Source organism: Shouchella miscanthi (genome assembly GCF_007725405.1).
GTDB lineage: Bacteria > Bacillota > Bacilli > Bacillales > Bacillaceae_D > Shouchella > Shouchella hunanensis.
The window spans coordinates 3682742-3699181 of record NZ_CP042163.1; the positions used below are offsets into that span (position 1 = coordinate 3682742).

The window sequence follows — 16440 nt, forward strand, 5'->3', positions numbered from 1 at the left end:
TCTAGCATGAACAAGCTTGTTCGTCTTAAGGCACATGTTAAGCACTGCCCGACCTCTTCACCTCCTCCCACATTACCTTCGAATAAAAGCAGCCGTTCACTATCTTATTTCTTTACATAATCAGAGATACTTGAGTAGATGGAATTCGTACAATGAATAAAATTTTTAAATTGACAGTTCCATTATAGAAGGTATTCTTTCTACCCTTTCTGTCAATGATTAAAACTAAAATAAGCGCATAAAGAATGTCGTCACGCTAGCTATTTCGAAAGAAAAAAGTTTATCTGAAATTTATCTTTTGCCTCTATAATCATTAAAAGAAATGAGGTGGAAACAAGATGACCATTTTAATCGTCGATGACGATAGCAATATTCAACGATTGGTTTCTATACATTTAAAAGCTCACCGCTACCATGTCTGTTGTGCAAACAACGCAGAGGAAGCACTTTCTGTCATTAATAATCCTAATATGCTTATTCAATTAGCTATTGTTGATGTGATGATGCCAGGAATGGATGGCTACACTTTAACAAAGACCTTAACAGAGCAATACGACATTCCCGTTATTTTGTTAACCGCTAAAGGGAATTTAGAAGATAAAGAAAAAGGGTTCTTATCAGGATCAGATGACTACATTGTTAAGCCCTTTGAAGTCAAGGAACTCATTTTTCGAGTGGCCGTTGTCTTAAAAAGAAATAAATCATTCATTCGAAAAGCAACCGCAGGTAATGTTCACATAAACCGTGATACGTACGAATTAACGATTAATGACCACGTTCATATGATTCCACTAAAGGAATTTGAGCTTTTATCTTTATTAATTGAGAGAAGTCAGAAGCCTGTAGGTAGAGACTTTTTAATTGAGGAAGTATGGGATTACGATCAGGGCACTGAACAATCGTTAAACACACATATTAATCGAATTAGAGAACGCTTAAAACAAGCTGGTGCTACTGTAAGTATTAAAACACTTAGAGGCATAGGCTATAAATTGGAAGTGAACGATCCTTGAATTCTTTGTATAAAAAATTTGTTTTAGCAGTTGCCCTTATTCTTAGTATAAGTCTACTTATCGCCTTTACCTTTTCAAATGTAATTTATTACACCCACACTAAAACCTCCATTAATGATGAAATGGTGAGCACAGCTACCACTATTGCGAATGATTTGGAAGAACTTCATCACAATGCTGAGACGTTACATGCATATTTAACGTCTATAAGTAATCTTGGTTATCAATTAATGCTCGTTTCTTCAGAATCCACCAAAACATTTGGAGAACCTTTTAAAAACGATGAGTTACCATTAGCAATTTCTGAGCCCATTCTCACTAATCAGGTCGTTTACAATGGCATTCGAGATTATCAAAGCCCTTTACTCATTATGGGTCACTTTTCTAACAATGCCTTAAATACTGTAGGTGTTCCAGTTCGTGTGGATGGAACCACTTATGCTTTATTTGCAAGGCAAGAGAATCAGTTGATCTTCTCAAACATTCATGCAATTTTAGTCGGTTTTGTTGCGACAGTCACTATTATTAGCTTGGCAAGTGTACTCTTAATGACTCGTTATTTGGTACAACCACTCGTTTCACTTAAAAATGCCGCTCATGCAATTTCAAACGAAAATTATTCTTATACTTTGCGAATAAATAGAAAAGATGAAATTGGCGAGTTAGCGAAAAGCTTTAATCATATGCAGAATCAGCTACTACATAATGATGAAGCAAGAAAGGCTTTCGTCACCAACATCTCACATGATTTCCAATCCCCCCTTCTCAATATTGAAGGGTACAGTAGTTTATTAGCGAATCAAGAAACACTAACGGAAGAACAACGAGAATTCCTTGGGATTGTTAGAGAAGAATCAAGAAGACTTTCCTCTTTGACAAAACAATTATTGCTTCTTACCTCTTTAGATCAGCGTGATTTCCCTAGCCGATTCGAAACTGTAAGAGTCGATGAGCAGTTAAGATCGATTATTCGCTACAATCAGTGGAAGCTAGAGGATAAACATATTGAAGTAAGTTATTCATTTATACCTGCATCCATCAAAATGGATGAAGAGTTAATGGAAAATGTATGGACGAATTTATTAAATAATGCCATAAAATATAATCGAGACTTTGGAACCATCTTTTTACGTACACACGTACACCAAGATGAACTTGAGGTAACGATACGAGATAGTGGTATAGGCATTAAAGAGGAAGCGATTCCGTTGCTTTACAACCGATTCTATCGTGAAGAACGGGCGCAGAACGTCGGAGGAACTGGATTAGGCCTTTCAATAGTAAAAGAAATTGTTGATCTTCATAAAGGAAGAATGACTGTTACGAGTGAAGAAAATAAAGGAACAGAAATTAAGGTATTTCTGCCACTCGACGTTACGACAGTTGTTACAGATGAAAAGAGCACTCGTTAATCTTTAGTTTAGGTTTCCCTTTTACAATAGACATTGTTCATTTTCTTAATGAATAAAATTTATTGTGGGAGAGTGTTAAGATGTATCAGATTGCATATATTATTCATATTATAGGGGTTGTTTTTTGGGTTGGATCCTTTGTCTCACTTGGATTTATGCTGAAATCCTTAACAAATGTAAACACAGAACACGCGCTGAGTAAAACCCTTATTAAAAAACTGCAACAGTGGGTAACGTACGGGGTCATACCTGCTTCTATTTTTGTATTGCTATCTGGTTTATATATGATCATGCACTTTTCACGTGAAGGAATTCCCTTTTATTTAAGTTTCATGGAACAAGCGGGCTCTGTAACCATTCTTCTCACGATTCTCTTTGTGACTATTGCAAGCAAGCGTTTAACTAAGAAAATAAAAGAGTTACCTTTAAAAAAGGATAAACCTTTACAAACCGTGACAAAAACGTATGCGAATTACTTATTTGTATCAGCTTTTTTAAGTACGGTAGTAATCATTGTCGTTGGACTTAGAATCGTTTGAGCGTTTCAAAGAGCCTCTTATGGCTCTCTTTTTTGTTCACGAATATGTCTTCATTAATTTAGCTACAGTTTAGATAAACTCTCTAAACTAACCACTACATAGAGGAGGCGTTTTTTTGAAAAAATCACTATATCCCATTACCGACTGGGTTTCTACTAAAAAGGGAATGTGGATAACCATTATAGCTTGGTTACTTTTAATGAGTATACTAACATTTGGTCCACCGGTAAGCGATTCCACAGTCACCAATTTCCAATCACTTCCTAATGAAGCTGAATCCATTATAGCGGATTCTAAAATCGAAGAGTTATTTCCTAACCAACAAGGGACGCCTGGAATACTTGTATTTCATAACAACTCTTCTGAATTAGACACGAGTCAAATTGGTGAATTTATTCAGAAATTGGATGATGAAAATATGGATGGTGTAAAAACGGTTTTACCGTTTCATCTATTACCTGAAGAGGCCTTAACTGAATTCACCTCTGTGGATGGTTCCACCATCATTGTCCCTTATGAGCTAGAGACTTCATTAGGCGCAAGAGAATATAACGACATCAATACGCAAATAGAAGAGTATGGATCCACACTATTAGCAGGTGAAACGGAATTATTTATAACTGGTCCTGTTGGAATAGCCGGGGATACATTAGAATTATTTGAGCAAGCCGATTTTGTTCTATTGCTTGCTACAGTTGTTATCATTTTATTATTGCTCATCATTATTTATCGTTCACCTTTACTAGCAATCATTCCATTGTTTGCTACCATCATTGTTTATCAGATAGTAAATCAACTATTAGGTCTCTTAGGTGCTAACGGATTAGAAATTAATAACTCTACGACTTCTATCATGAGTATATTGTTATTTGCTGCAGTAATCGACTATTCACTCTTTGTTTTTTCACGATACAGAGAGGAGCTATTTGTTAGAGAAAGTAAATATAGTGCAATGAAATCTGCTATGCGAGCAACAGGAGAACCTGTTTTTATTGCAGCTTTAACGGTTCTAGCAGCAGTATCCATTTTGTTCTTTGCGGATTTTAGAGATTATCAAAACTTCGCACCCGTTTTTGGAGTAGCATTAGCAGTCATTAGCATTGCTTCTATTACTCTAGTGCCTGCTTTATTCACATTATTTGGTCGGAAAGCATTTTGGCCAAAAATCCCTAAATATCTTCAAGGTCAGTCTGAGAAACCACAAAATGGTTTTTGGAATCGCTTTGCAAAACTAGTTGTTCGAAGACCGGGATTATTCGGTGGATTAGTAGGGATCATCCTTATTGTTACAGCAAGTAATGTTACAACCATTGATTTTGAATTTAATAGTGTAAAAAACTTCCCTGAGGACCTAGGGTCTAGAGTTGGTTATGACATTGTTGAAGAAAATTTTGATAAAGGCCAATTAGCTCCTACAACCATTTTATTAGAGTCAGAAAATGCACTAGATCCAACTCAGTTAGCCAATCTAGTTGATCAATACACAGCTTATGACGAAATATCAGAAATCAATCAAACCAATACGAATGAGGAAAACTCTGCTATGACGTTAAGCATGTCGTTAGCGCTGAATCCTTACTCAACGGAAGCAATGGATTTTATTGAAACATTTAGAGAAGATTTTTCAAATTCTCTTTCTGATGAGGCAATTGAAGCGAATGTCTACGTTACGGGGACAACGGCGAAACTAGTAGATGAACGAAGCGTAAATAATCAAGATATTGTGCTTATTGTTGTGTTAGAAACCATTTTGATTTTGGTTTTACTTGTAGTATTAACACGATCACTTAAAATGGCTTCTTATATGATAGCCACCATATTGCTTTCCTATCTCTCAGCTATGGGATTAGGAATCTTTTTAGTCGATACATTATTTGGGTTTGATGCCGTTAGTACAAGAGTGCCTGTATACGCCTTTATCTTTTCAGTAGCGCTCGGTATTGATTACAATATAATGTTGGCCTCTAGATTTATTGAAGAAAGAAAACAACATCATGTGAAGAAAGCGTTGGAGATCGCCATCGCGAATACAGGGGCAGTAATTTCCTCTGCGGGTCTTATACTAGCTGCTACATTTGCAGCTCTAACGACAATGCCTGTAGCAGACCTTTTTGTTTTTGGTTTCATCGTATCTATAGGTATCCTTATTGACACGTTTCTAGTAAGAGGCATGTTGTTACCAGCATTTATTCTGTTTTTCGAAAAAGATAAACAGAAAAACCATGAAAAAGTAAAAGAGGGGCTATAACCCCCCTCTTCTTTTGATATTAAATCATTCCTGTATCGATTTGGAATAGTCTTTAACATCATAATTTCTTCAAGTTAGCTACTTTCTTTAACCTTCCACCCTCCATTGACAACCACCCAAACTCCTGTAACATAGAAAGCAATACAATTTAGGTGGAGGAACAGCTCATGGTAAGTATCCGAGACATTGCAAAAAAGGCGGGCGTCTCTATGACTTCCGTCTCTTATGCGTTAAACAACAACCCGAAAATTTCTAAAAAAACCACGGAGCATATTAAACAGGTGGCAGCAGAGCTAAATTACCGCCCTAACGCTGCAGCCCGCACCCTTAAAGCGAGAAAAACGAAAAAAGTAGGCGTATTCATAAAAGAAAGTAAAGGGATCTTCTTTGGAGATATTCTTGCTGGCATTATTGAAACCAGTGCCGAGGCCGGCTATGATACCGTTGTTTGTACAGGTGAAAACGCCACAGATTCTTTAGCTGATGGCTCGGTTGATGGTGGCATTATCATGGATGATTTAATCACCTCTGATGAAATGATGCAATTAGCCGATGCAGGAAAAAAGATGGTCGTACTGGATCGTTTGTTTTATCACAAGCATGTTCGTCAAGTGCTGCTTGATAATCAAAGAGGTGCAACACAAATGATCAAGCATCTTCTCACCTTTCCCGCTGCAAAAACCTATATCGTGACCGGAAATCAAGAGAACTTCGACAGTCAAGAACGGCTTGAAGCCATTCACAAGGTCATTCGAAATACGCCACCCCCTCACCCTGTTCACATCATAACAGGAGAATTTGAGCTTGACGGTGGATTAGAGGCAGCGGAAACGATTATGCAAGAATGGACAGGAGAGCCTGTCAATGTATTTGCCCTTTCAGACAGTACTGCAGTAGGTATGCAACGTTCTTTTCAGGAAAATGGGTTTGTAATAGGAGACCAAATCAAGCTAGCGGGATTTGACAATAATCTATTGAGTCAATATGTCTCACCACCTTTAACAACAGTTGATTACTCAACTAGATCGTGGGGAAATGAAGCCGCAACAGTCTTAATGGCTTTAATAGCTAATAAGGAAGCACACCACGCTCTCGTCCCCACAACATTAATGATAAGAGCCTCTACAAACAGCTAATCAGAGGCTCTTAAAATTTTCTCTTGCATTCTATTTTACTTAAGTCGTATACTGATGTCATCCACAGTTAGTGAAACGTTACAAATTAAATACGTAAAGTATTTATATATTTTTTTACCATTAGGTGAAACGTTTCACCCAATTATTCACTTACGAGGTGTACAGATGACAGAAGAACAATTACAAGCACTTTTACATGAGATGACAACAGCTGAAAAAGTTGGACAGCTCACTCAGTTTGCTGGTGCTTTTTACTCTGAACAAGAGGACAGCACACCTGTGACTGGGCGAATTGAATTCCCAGTTGAAGAAGACATGATCAAAGAAAGTGGGTCTGTTCTCGGTGTAGCCGGAGCAATGAAATTAATGGGTATTCAACGTGAACATTTAAAGAAAAGCCGCTTAGGTATTCCATTGTTATTTATGGCCGATGTTATTAATGGGTTTGAAACCATTTTCCCCATTCCTCTTGGACTTGGTGCAACGTGGGACCCAGCCTTAATCGAAGAATTGCAAACGATTTCAGCTAAAGAAGCAGCTAGTGCAGGTCTCCATATTAGCTTTGCTCCGATGGCTGATTTAGTACGTGATCCACGATGGGGTCGGGTCATGGAATCAACTGGTGAAGATCCACTTTTAAACAGTTTGTTCGCAGCAGCTACTGTTCGCGGACTTCAAGGGAAAGATTCTCTAATTGCCAATGATCGTGTTGGTGCTTGCGTGAAACATTTTGCGGCCTATGGCTTGGCAGAAGGTGGACGTGATTATAATACCGTTGACTTATCAGAAAGAGAGCTTCGAGACAAGCATCTCCCAGCTTATAAAGCTGCCTTAGAAGCTGGCGTCAAGTTAGTGATGACGGCATTTAACACTGTTGATTCAATCCCAGCTACCGCTAACTCAACGTTACTAAGGGATTTATTAAGAGGGGAATTACAGTTTGACGGCGTCGTTATTTCAGATTTTGGTGCCGTTCAAGAACTGATCCCACATGGTGTCGCAGAAAACGAAGCCGAAGCAGCTAAAAAAGCGCTAGAAGCTGGTGTTGATATTGATATGATGAGTTTATCTTATGCCCATTCATTAGCATCGTTAATAGATGAACACATGATTGATTCAACATTCGTCGATGAAGCGGTTTTACGTGTTTTGCAATTAAAAAATGAGCTAGGTTTATTTGAAGATCCTTATCGTGGGGTTAGTCTTGAAAAGGAACAAACGGTTGTTGGACACCCTTCACACCTTGCCTTAGCTCAAACAGTTGCAGAAAAAAGTATGGTTTTACTTAAAAACGAAAACGTACTTCCATTAGATAAACAGACATCCGTCGCCTTAATTGGCCCTTATGCAGACAATCAAGACCTGCTTGGAGAATGGTCGATTTTCGGTAAGACAGATCAGACGACTACACTGAGACAAGCCGTTCAGAAACAATATACACATGCGATTTATGCAAAAGGCTCGCAACTTTATGAACGCGATGAAGAACTTCTAAAGGAAGCAATCGCGGCAATGGAGCAAACAGACTGCCTGCTTCTTGCTTTAGGTGAAGGGAAAGACCGTAGCGGAGAAGGGAGAAGTCGATCCTCCATCACCTTGGCACCATGTCAAATTGAATTAGCACGGTTAGCAAAAGAGACAGGCAAACCTGTCATCGTCGCCTTGTTTAATGCTCGTCCACTTGACTTGACTGAGTTAGAACCGTACGCTGACGCCATTTTAGAGTGCTGGCATCCTGGCTCAGAAGGTGCAAAAGCTGTTGTTGCGATTCTTTCTGGAAAAGTCAATCCAAGCGGGAAATTAACTATGTCTTTCCCGAGAGCCACTGGACAAATTCCCGTTTATTACAATGCTTATCAGACTGGTCGTCCACTACCTCCTGGAAGCAATGAGCGCTTTTTCTCACGCTACATCGACATTCCAAACGAACCTTTATATCCATTTGGTTTTGGCTTAAGTTATACGTCGTTTGGTTATAGCAATCGATCGCTATCGTCAGCTAAATGGGATGGATCAGGCATACTAACTGTCTCTGTGGATATTACAAACATCGGTGAAGTTGAAGGGGACGAAATTGTTCAGCTCTACATTCAAGACGTAGTCGGAGAAGTCGTTCGACCCGTGAAAGAACTAAAAAGCTTTCAAAAAGTTTCACTTTCCCCGGGAGAAACAAAAACCGTAACATTCGAAATCTCTCACGATATGTTGCAGTACTACCATAGTGATTTAACGTTTGCAAGTGATCCTGGCCAATTCCGTGTTTATGTAAATGGAAGCAGTGTTTGTGAAGAGGAAAATACGTTAACCTTCTCACTTGTTAAGTCTTAAAAAAAGGAGAACCACTTATGCGGAAAAGTTTATGTGCACTACCGTTGCTTCTTTCTATGGGACTAGTAGGATGTTCAAATGGTGAAGAAGACGGCGTTACATTAGATGTATGGGCGATCGGTTGGGAAGCCGAGCAGCTCGTAAATGAAGGGTATATTCAGCAGTTTGAACAGCAGCACCCAAACGTAAAAGTCAATCTTCAAGCCATTCCATGGGGAAATATTTATGATAACTTACTCACTGCCGTCGCCTCCGGTAGCGGTCCTGATGTGGTTCAAATGGGTACGTCCTATATGGCTGACTTTGCAAGCACTGGTTCGTTTTTATCTTTAGAAGAGTACGTAGAGGACTATCCAAATTTAGATCCTGATCATTTTTTTGATGGTGCCGTTGATTCCTCTATCTACAATGGTGAATTAGTTGCCGTTCCTTGGTATGTAGAAACCCGCGTCCTCTTTTATCGTACAGACTTGTTAGCTGATGTCGGCTTTCCAGAAGGCCCAGACACATGGGAAGAATTGTATGAAGCCTCCAAGGCCTTGTATGACCGAGGAGATGGCTTATATGCCATGACATTACCTGAAAATGATGATACGCTTCCGTACATTTTTGCCTGGCAGAACGGCGTCGAGTTTGAAACAGCTGATAAAGGCGTTGATTTCTCTGACCCTGCTTTTGTTGAAGCGGTTACCTACTATACTCGTTTCTTTAAAGAGGACCTTGCTCCTCTTGGACTTGGATTAGATCCCATGCAGTCGTTTGTTGATGGGATTCAGCCAATGTTTTTTGAACCCCCATTCCGGTATCAGCAGTTAATTGATAACTACCCAGAATTTGAAGAGTGGGATACAAAATTAATGCCGAGTAAAGAAAATAATACATCTGTCATTGGTGGTTCAAATATGGCGATCTTCGAATGGACAGAACATCCAGATGAAGCGGTAGCGTTTCTTTCTTACCTCTCAGATCGGCAAACGCAAATCGATTACTTCAAGGACGTTCGAGTGTTACCACCTCGGGTTGATGCTTGGGAAGACCCGGCTCTACAAGAAGACGAACGCCTCTATACCTATTATGAGCAATTGCAACAATCGCGCGCACAGCCGCAAGTCTTAAATTGGAACCGTATTAATGATGAATGGAAACGATCAGAACAACGAATTACACGAGCTGATTACACGATTGAAGAAGAAATAAATGACTTTCGATCGCGAATTGAGCCAATGATTGTGACCGATAATGGAGAGGAGGAAAACTAAATGGAGTTGGTACGTAAAAAACCAGCTAGAGAAGGCAAGCGCCAAAGTGCTCCCTACATCTTTATTGCTCCGGCCGTTCTGTTGCTCCTGTTGTTCGCTGTACTACCGATTATTATCGCTCTTACCATTAGCTTTACAGATATGGATTTACGCGGCATTTCAAATTGGTCGGCTATTTCCTTCGTGGGCATTGAGAACTACCGAGTTCTTTTGTCTGACCCTATTTTTTGGACGTCCATGTACAACACCTTTTTCTATGTCATTATTGGTGTTCCTCTCGTCATTATCAGTTCATTAGGGGCAGCTCTTCTGTTAAATTATAGTTCGAACAAGCTATTCCGTTTGTTTCGAGTGATTTACTACATGCCTGCGATTACGAATATTGTTGCTATCGCTGTTATATGGGGATTTCTTTATAATGTTTCCTATGGGCTTTTCAATCAAGTGTTGCTCTTCTTTAATACAGGACCCGTACCGTGGTTAGAGGACCCAACGATTGCTAAATTATCGTTGATCATCTTAGCTGTTTGGAAGGGAATTGGCATTAACATGCTAATATACTTAGCAGCATTACAGTCGATTCCAAAAGACTATTATGAGGCAGCCACCATTGATGGTGCGAGCCGAACTCAACAGTTTTTTAAGATCACCTTCCCACTTTTAGGGTTTGCAACGTTTTTTATTACTGTAACAACGCTTATCGGCTGGTTACAATTTTTTGAAGAACCATTCGTGATGACTGAAGGCGGTCCACTTGACGGTACGATTTCAATTGCTTTATTTATCTATCAAGCTGGGTTTAGTTATAGTAACTTTGGCTATGCTGCCGCCGCTTCATTTGTACTTTTTGTTATTATCATCATCGCCACTTTAATTCAGTTTACATTACGTCGAAAACAAGGCGACATGTAGGAGGCTCGTATGGCTGAAAAACAACAACGCTCGAAGATTGAGATTGGATTTGTCTCCATTCTTCTTATTATAATTGGGTTTATCCTTTCAATCCCTTTTTTGTGGATGCTTTTATCGGCATTTAAACCCAATCCAGAGCTTATCCAAATACCTGTTCGAATTTTTCCAGAAACCTGGACATTAGAAAACTTCACTCGCTTGTTTACCGAAATGAACTTTGGAACGTACTTACGAAATACATTAATTTTAGTTGGGTGCGCTCTTATTGGATTAATTTTCAATGCAATGGCAGGCTACAGCTTTGCAAAATTCGATTTTAAAGGGAATCGCCCTTTGTTTTTTCTCGTTCTTGCCACAATGATGATACCTGGACAAGTGACGATGATTCCTGTTTATCTCATTCTTAACGAAATGGGTTTAACCAACACCATGCCAGGTATTGTTTTGCCAGGACTCGTCGCCGCGTTTAGCATATTCTTATTCAAGCAATTTATGACGACAATACCAGATGCATTAATTGAAGCTGCTCGATTAGATGGAGCAGGTGAATTCTACATCTTTTTTAAACTCGTTCTTCCAATGGCTAAGTCCATTCTAGCTGTGCAAGGTATTCTTGCTTTTATCGGTGCTTGGAATAGCTTCTTATGGCCATTAATCGTTGCAAATTCTCAAGACCTTTATACCTTATCCGTTGGACTCGCGCTCCTTCAAGGACAGGCGGGTGAAAACTACGCATTGCAAATGGCTGGCTCTGCTGTAATGGTTGTCCCGATTCTGATTATCTTTGCGATCTTTCAAAAATACATTGTCGATGGATTCACCATGTCAGGCATTAAATAAAGTGAAAAAAGGACTCTCTATGAAACCAATAGAGAGCTTTTTTTGCTGATGTTCAATAATAAGAAAAACATCCTGCACAAGCGAGATGTTACGTATTTTTTTTCTCTTGTAAAGCAGAAAGAGAGTTTAACAATTCATTCGGAAGCTGAAGACGTTCTTGGTCAAAACGCAAACTGCCAAACAACTGACTTTCATCTGCTTCCGTTGTATATTTTAAAGACTCATTATGAAGGGCTTCCATTTGCTGATCTAGTTCCGCAGCTGTGTCAGCAACCTTCTTTAATTCTGTTGTCATTTCTGACGGTACTTCTTTTTCAAACTTATAAAAGATTTTATGCTCTAAACTTGCCCAAAAGTCCATCGCGACTGTACGAATTTGAATCTCCACCGGAATACACTCACGGCAGTTTGATAAATAAACAGGGACCTCCACAATGATGTGCATGCTGCGATAGCCATTCGGTTTTGGTTGTGTAATGTAGTCTTTCACTTCGATAACCTTCAAATCATCTTGAGATTCAATCATCTCTTTCAGTAGGAAAATATCTTTTTGAAACGAGCAGTTAATCCGAACACCAGCAATATCCATAATATGTTTCTTAATTTCGTGAATGTTAATAGGAAGCTGCTTCCGTTGTACCTTCAACAATAAACTCTCAGGTGTCTTTAAACGAGACGCAATGTTTTCAATCGGATTGTATTCATGAACGTACCTGAATTCTTCTTCTAGTATTTCAATCTTTGTTGTCATTTCGTCTAAGGCAAACTTATACTTCATCATAAAACGGGTTAGCTCTTTTTTTGCCTCTTTTAATTGATTCATCGTAACGGCTTTACCTTGATTGCTCATATATGTGAAATCCTTTCTTCATGTAAATAAGTATACGTCTATCATTGCACCTATGTACTTAGTATGTCAAAAGGAGAACCAGTGTAAACTTATGAGTAACCGTGTAACACTTCATGTTTTTCGCTATGACGACTTGCTTTCACTTCCATTCTTCAACTATTCTCAACCATGTGATCCTTCTTATGGAACCCTATAAACGGAAAGCCATTGATCATGTTAAAGGAGCGCGAATGAGGGTATGGGAGTAAAAGGAGGTTGTTTTATCATGAAAACGATTTTGAAAATGGTTGTCTTCGGGTTGAGCTTTTGTTTTCTTTTGTGGATACTAATGCCAGTAATCGACTTCATTTTTGCCCGTTTTAATCGAGGCGTTACGTACTCCATTCACCTACTCCTTTTGCCTTTAATACTCATTGGTTCGTTTCTACTAACACAATGGATTTATGAAAAAGTCGAAGATGCTTTTCGCCCTTACAATTGACTATGTTTCATTTGCATAATTAATCATTCAAATGTATAATAACACAAAATTAAAGGAAGGAATGAGTATATGAACGTTATTCAAGCCACTAAACAAGATGCAGCGGCCATCCACCTTGTTATGAAAGCGGCATTCCGTGAGTACGAAAAGGCTTTACCTCCTTCAAGCGCATTAGACGAGACGGTTCTGTCTATTCGAAAACAGCTGATGAATGGCGAACAAGCTCTGCTTGCGCAGGAACATCAGCATCCTATTGGCGTTGTGCGATATACCTTCCAATCAAACGTTCTTTCCTTTTTCCGTCTCTCGGTTCTTCCTGAAAAAAGGGGGCAAGGCATTGCAACCTTGCTTTTAAACGAGCTAGAAGCCGCTGCAATAAAAGCCAGTATCCCCTTTCTCCAATGCAAAGTGAGAGTAAGCGTCCCAAAAAATATGGCCTTCTATCACTCTCTCGGTTACATCATTAAAGAAAAACAAACTTCACGTGGCATCCCCATCGTGTTAATGGAAAAACCTTTGACCCATAACATCATTTAACAGCATTTTTAAGCAATACTTGTCAACGAACGGGGCTCGGATCATAGAAACCGTTCAATTGGACACCTTCAATCATAAGAAGGTGCTTTTTCATTTCAATGCCCCCTGCATATCCTGTTAAACTACCGTTAGAACCGACTACACGGTGACAAGGAATAAGAATGGAGATTGGGTTATGCCCTACCGCTCCTCCAACCGCTTGAGCCGACATATTCCTTCCATGGTGTCGCTCCATTTTCTTCGCAATGTTTCCATACGTCTCAACTTCCCCATATGGAATCGTGAGCAAATGCTTCCATACTTCCTGCCGAAACATACTTCCTTCAGGCTTTAATGGAAAATCTATGGTTGGTGCCTCACCGTGAGCGTAACGCTCTAGCCACTCTTCTACTTTCAAAAAGAGAGGCAAATCATTTCTTACAACTGCTGATTGATGAATCGTTTGTTTTTCATACTTTTGCCCTTTCAGCCACACCCCCGTTAACTGTTCACCATCGCTTGCCAGCGTTAACGTCCCCAAGGGTGAGTCTAAAACTTTCTTATACATTCGGTTCACGCTTCCTCTCTTACTTCTATATATATATCATAGCTAAACCATTTCACCTTCGCTAGTACATATACTAAATAGGCTTAATGGTGATTTTCCCCTTTTCGATGTTGGGAAAATTTTTTTTTTGTACAATTAATTGAAATTTCTGCTACAATGACGAATAAGCATATACTCTAACAAGTAGGTGAACATCGTGCAACACACATTAACACCGGAAGAAGTAGGTGCCAAGATCGTTGAATGGTACAGTTGCATCATTTCAGCTTCTTATGAGCAAGCCATTTTGTTAAAAGAAGAAGCGCGACATGCCGTCATGCATATGCAAACAAATGATAAGATCTTAGCCTATTATTCACTCGTCGAGTTTAGACACAATATTTTTGTTGATGAATTTAATAAAAAGCATGAATTAGGTGACACATTTGAATTTGTTGAAACGGAGGTGGATCGCTACCTAAAATACCTTTACTATTTTATTAGTGGCCAGTACGAATACACACAAGAGCGTTACCGCTCAGCGATTAAGATGTTTCGTAAAGCTGAACGCCTTCTTGAGCACGTAAATGATGATGCAGAGGAATCGGAGTTTTATTTGTATATTGGATTGGTGTACTATCGGTTAAATCAATATTTATTAGCTAGCTCTTATTTAGAGCAAGCCGAAACGATTTTTAACCGCTTGAGCTATTACGAACGAGCACTCAACTGTAAACAGGTGCTTGGGGCCATTCGCTCTGAATTACACGAATTCGAAACAGGAGATGCCATCCTTAAAGAGGCTTTTCGCGAATCAACGTTTCCCCGCACATCAGCGCTTATCTTGCGCACACTTGGCTTGAGTAAATTACGTCAAAAAGAGTATGAGGCAGCGAAAACCTATTTTTACCAAGCGCTGGAGTATGAAGAACACCGAAGCCATCAGATCGGTATGAAAACACGTTACGACCTATCGAACACCCTCTTTAAACTTGGTCAAGACGACGAAGCATTAGAACTGTTTCAACAAGCGAAAGCAGAAGCTAATCAATACAACAATAAGGAATACAAGGCACGCTGCCTTTATTTAGATGGTCTTTACATTGCAAAAGATCACGCTTTAGTCGATCAGGCAATAAATGATTTATATGAGTTAAGCCTGCTTTACGAAGTATGTGAATTAGCAGAAGAGATGGTAGAACTTGCGGATCAACGTAATGACGACTCTACGTCGTTAAAGTATTACCGAATTGCTTATAAAGCGAAAGTCAATCAAAACAAATTAGGAGCTGATCAAGTATGAAAAAATTATTCGCAGCGTTTATCATTGTGTTAGCAGTATCCTCTACTAGCTTTTTTACTCAGGCAGATAGTGATTCAGATTTCCACACTCTCGGCAAAACCGAAATCGTAGGTTAAAGGCTATCCCCTTGTCGTGCTCGTTAAGACAAGGGGGTATCTTTTTTCTTTGCTACTAGTAACGTCCAGCGATCCTTTTCTTCGATTGTACCTCTTGTTGCAATATTCGCCTGCATATGTGCCGTAAGCTTCTGCAACTGGCTATCTGACAGTTCGTGTAAAATACTTCTGCCCTTCCTTAAACGAATGTCATTAAGCAACACTTCCTTAGATGAATGACACGCTCTTGTCTCCCAGAATGTCCACTTTCGTTCCAGAGTCCATCCAGATTTTTCGTATGCTGCACAAATCGCCTCTACCGAGTACCTTCTTTTCTTCTCCACTTCCATTAATGCTGGAAAGCAATCAAAGAAAAAGCCTCGAACATGGTTTTCTGTACCTTTCAGGAAGCAATCATCCGTTGTTCTCGTTTGAATAAGAAACAAACCATTTTGAGCAACAATGCGACTGACTTCGATAAAAACTGGTTCGAGGGTATCTAGATGATGCAGCAGTGCTCTTGCCAACACCATATCCGCGCTATGGTTCTCTAGACCCGTGCTTTTTGCTGTACCGATTTGATAGCCAACAGTCGGATAAGAAGCACTATGACGTTGCGCCGCTTCAATCATCACTTTGGAGAAGTCGACCCCTGTTACGCATGGAACACCCATTGTCGCTAATGCCCGTGTATAAATCCCTCCGCCACAGCCTAAATCAACAACATGACTCGGCTTATATGCTGTAAGTAAAGGGGTTAGCTCCTGCTTCCACGTAATGTGTGCCTCTCTGTTTAAATAACTTGTTTTGTTTTCTTCCTGATGAAAATTAATCGACATCATCGTTCCTCCTTCGCCTTCTCTCTTTCAGTATAAAGAGAGCCTTCTCATCTGGATAATACGAAGTCTGAATCAAGGTTGATCCAATTTTCAAATCAAAAAAAAAGACTTCTTCAATTAGA

General features: G+C 39.4%; 15 protein-coding genes. 12 read left to right on the top strand and 3 right to left on the bottom strand.

Annotation, left to right across the window (positions count from 1 at the left end; genetic code table 11):
- Nucleotides 1-338: 338 nt before the first annotated feature.
- From FPV17_RS18920 to FPV17_RS18960, 9 genes are all read left to right on the top strand, one after another.
- On the top strand, nucleotides 339-1013 hold the full coding sequence (locus FPV17_RS18920) for a response regulator transcription factor (protein ID WP_144560002.1): 675 nt from the start codon (nucleotides 339-341) through the stop codon (nucleotides 1011-1013).
- Nucleotides 1010-2425 carry a sensor histidine kinase gene (locus tag FPV17_RS18925; protein ID WP_144560004.1) on the top strand — a complete coding sequence of 472 codons (1416 nt, stop codon included), beginning with the start codon at nucleotides 1010-1012 and terminating at the stop codon, nucleotides 2423-2425. The genes FPV17_RS18920 and FPV17_RS18925 overlap by 4 nt, the downstream gene beginning before the upstream one ends.
- Before the next feature lie 80 nt (nucleotides 2426-2505).
- Complete coding sequence (locus tag FPV17_RS18930) at nucleotides 2506-2964, top strand: hypothetical protein (protein ID WP_144560006.1); 459 nt, start codon at nucleotides 2506-2508, stop codon at nucleotides 2962-2964.
- A gap of 115 nt (nucleotides 2965-3079) precedes the next feature.
- Nucleotides 3080-5212, top strand: coding sequence for an MMPL family transporter (locus FPV17_RS18935; protein WP_144560008.1), 2133 nt, complete (start codon nucleotides 3080-3082; stop codon nucleotides 5210-5212).
- A 167-nt stretch (nucleotides 5213-5379) separates the two neighbouring features.
- Entirely contained in the window at nucleotides 5380-6348 is a 969-nt protein-coding gene (locus tag FPV17_RS18940; protein ID WP_035397818.1) for a LacI family DNA-binding transcriptional regulator, read from the top strand.
- Nucleotides 6349-6402: 54 nt separating this feature from the next.
- Entirely contained in the window at nucleotides 6403-8676 is a 2274-nt protein-coding gene (gene bglX, locus FPV17_RS18945) for a beta-glucosidase BglX (protein ID WP_367614614.1), read from the top strand.
- Between the two features lie 17 nt (nucleotides 8677-8693).
- Entirely contained in the window at nucleotides 8694-9935 is a 1242-nt protein-coding gene (locus FPV17_RS18950; RefSeq protein ID WP_144560010.1) for an extracellular solute-binding protein, read from the top strand.
- The gene (locus tag FPV17_RS18955; protein WP_144560012.1) at nucleotides 9936-10847 is read left to right on the top strand and encodes a carbohydrate ABC transporter permease; all 912 of its coding nucleotides are present in this window, start codon (nucleotides 9936-9938) and stop codon (nucleotides 10845-10847) included.
- A 9-nt stretch (nucleotides 10848-10856) separates the two neighbouring features.
- A complete protein-coding gene (locus tag FPV17_RS18960) occupies nucleotides 10857-11687 on the top strand; it encodes a carbohydrate ABC transporter permease (protein WP_035397814.1) in 831 nt (276 codons plus the stop codon).
- A gap of 88 nt (nucleotides 11688-11775) precedes the next feature.
- Here the strand turns inward: FPV17_RS18960 and FPV17_RS18965 are convergent, their stop codons facing one another.
- Complete coding sequence (locus FPV17_RS18965) at nucleotides 11776-12537, bottom strand: GTP pyrophosphokinase (RefSeq protein WP_144560015.1); 762 nt, start codon at nucleotides 12535-12537, stop codon at nucleotides 11776-11778.
- A gap of 265 nt (nucleotides 12538-12802) precedes the next feature.
- Here FPV17_RS18965 and FPV17_RS18970 point away from each other — a divergent pair, with 265 nt between their 5' ends.
- Both FPV17_RS18970 and FPV17_RS18975 read left to right on the top strand, forming a co-directional pair.
- On the top strand, nucleotides 12803-13018 hold the full coding sequence (locus tag FPV17_RS18970; RefSeq protein WP_144560017.1) for a hypothetical protein: 216 nt from the start codon (nucleotides 12803-12805) through the stop codon (nucleotides 13016-13018).
- A gap of 69 nt (nucleotides 13019-13087) precedes the next feature.
- Nucleotides 13088-13555 (top strand): GNAT family N-acetyltransferase, encoded by a 468-nt coding sequence (locus FPV17_RS18975; protein ID WP_144560019.1) that lies wholly within the window; start codon nucleotides 13088-13090, stop codon nucleotides 13553-13555.
- 22 nt (nucleotides 13556-13577) lie between these two features.
- Here FPV17_RS18975 and FPV17_RS18980 read toward each other — a convergent pair whose 3' ends face one another.
- On the bottom strand, nucleotides 13578-14102 hold the full coding sequence (locus FPV17_RS18980; RefSeq protein WP_144560020.1) for a methylated-DNA--[protein]-cysteine S-methyltransferase: 525 nt from the start codon (nucleotides 14100-14102) through the stop codon (nucleotides 13578-13580).
- Nucleotides 14103-14298: 196 nt separating this feature from the next.
- On the opposite strand from FPV17_RS18980, the gene FPV17_RS18985 reads away from it, so the two are divergent.
- Nucleotides 14299-15384 carry a Rap family tetratricopeptide repeat protein gene (locus FPV17_RS18985; RefSeq protein ID WP_060704652.1) on the top strand — a complete coding sequence of 362 codons (1086 nt, stop codon included), beginning with the start codon at nucleotides 14299-14301 and terminating at the stop codon, nucleotides 15382-15384.
- 139 nt (nucleotides 15385-15523) lie between these two features.
- Here FPV17_RS18985 and FPV17_RS18990 read toward each other — a convergent pair whose 3' ends face one another.
- A complete protein-coding gene (locus FPV17_RS18990; protein WP_144560022.1) occupies nucleotides 15524-16321 on the bottom strand; it encodes a class I SAM-dependent methyltransferase in 798 nt (265 codons plus the stop codon).
- Nucleotides 16322-16440: the final 119 nt, after the last annotated feature.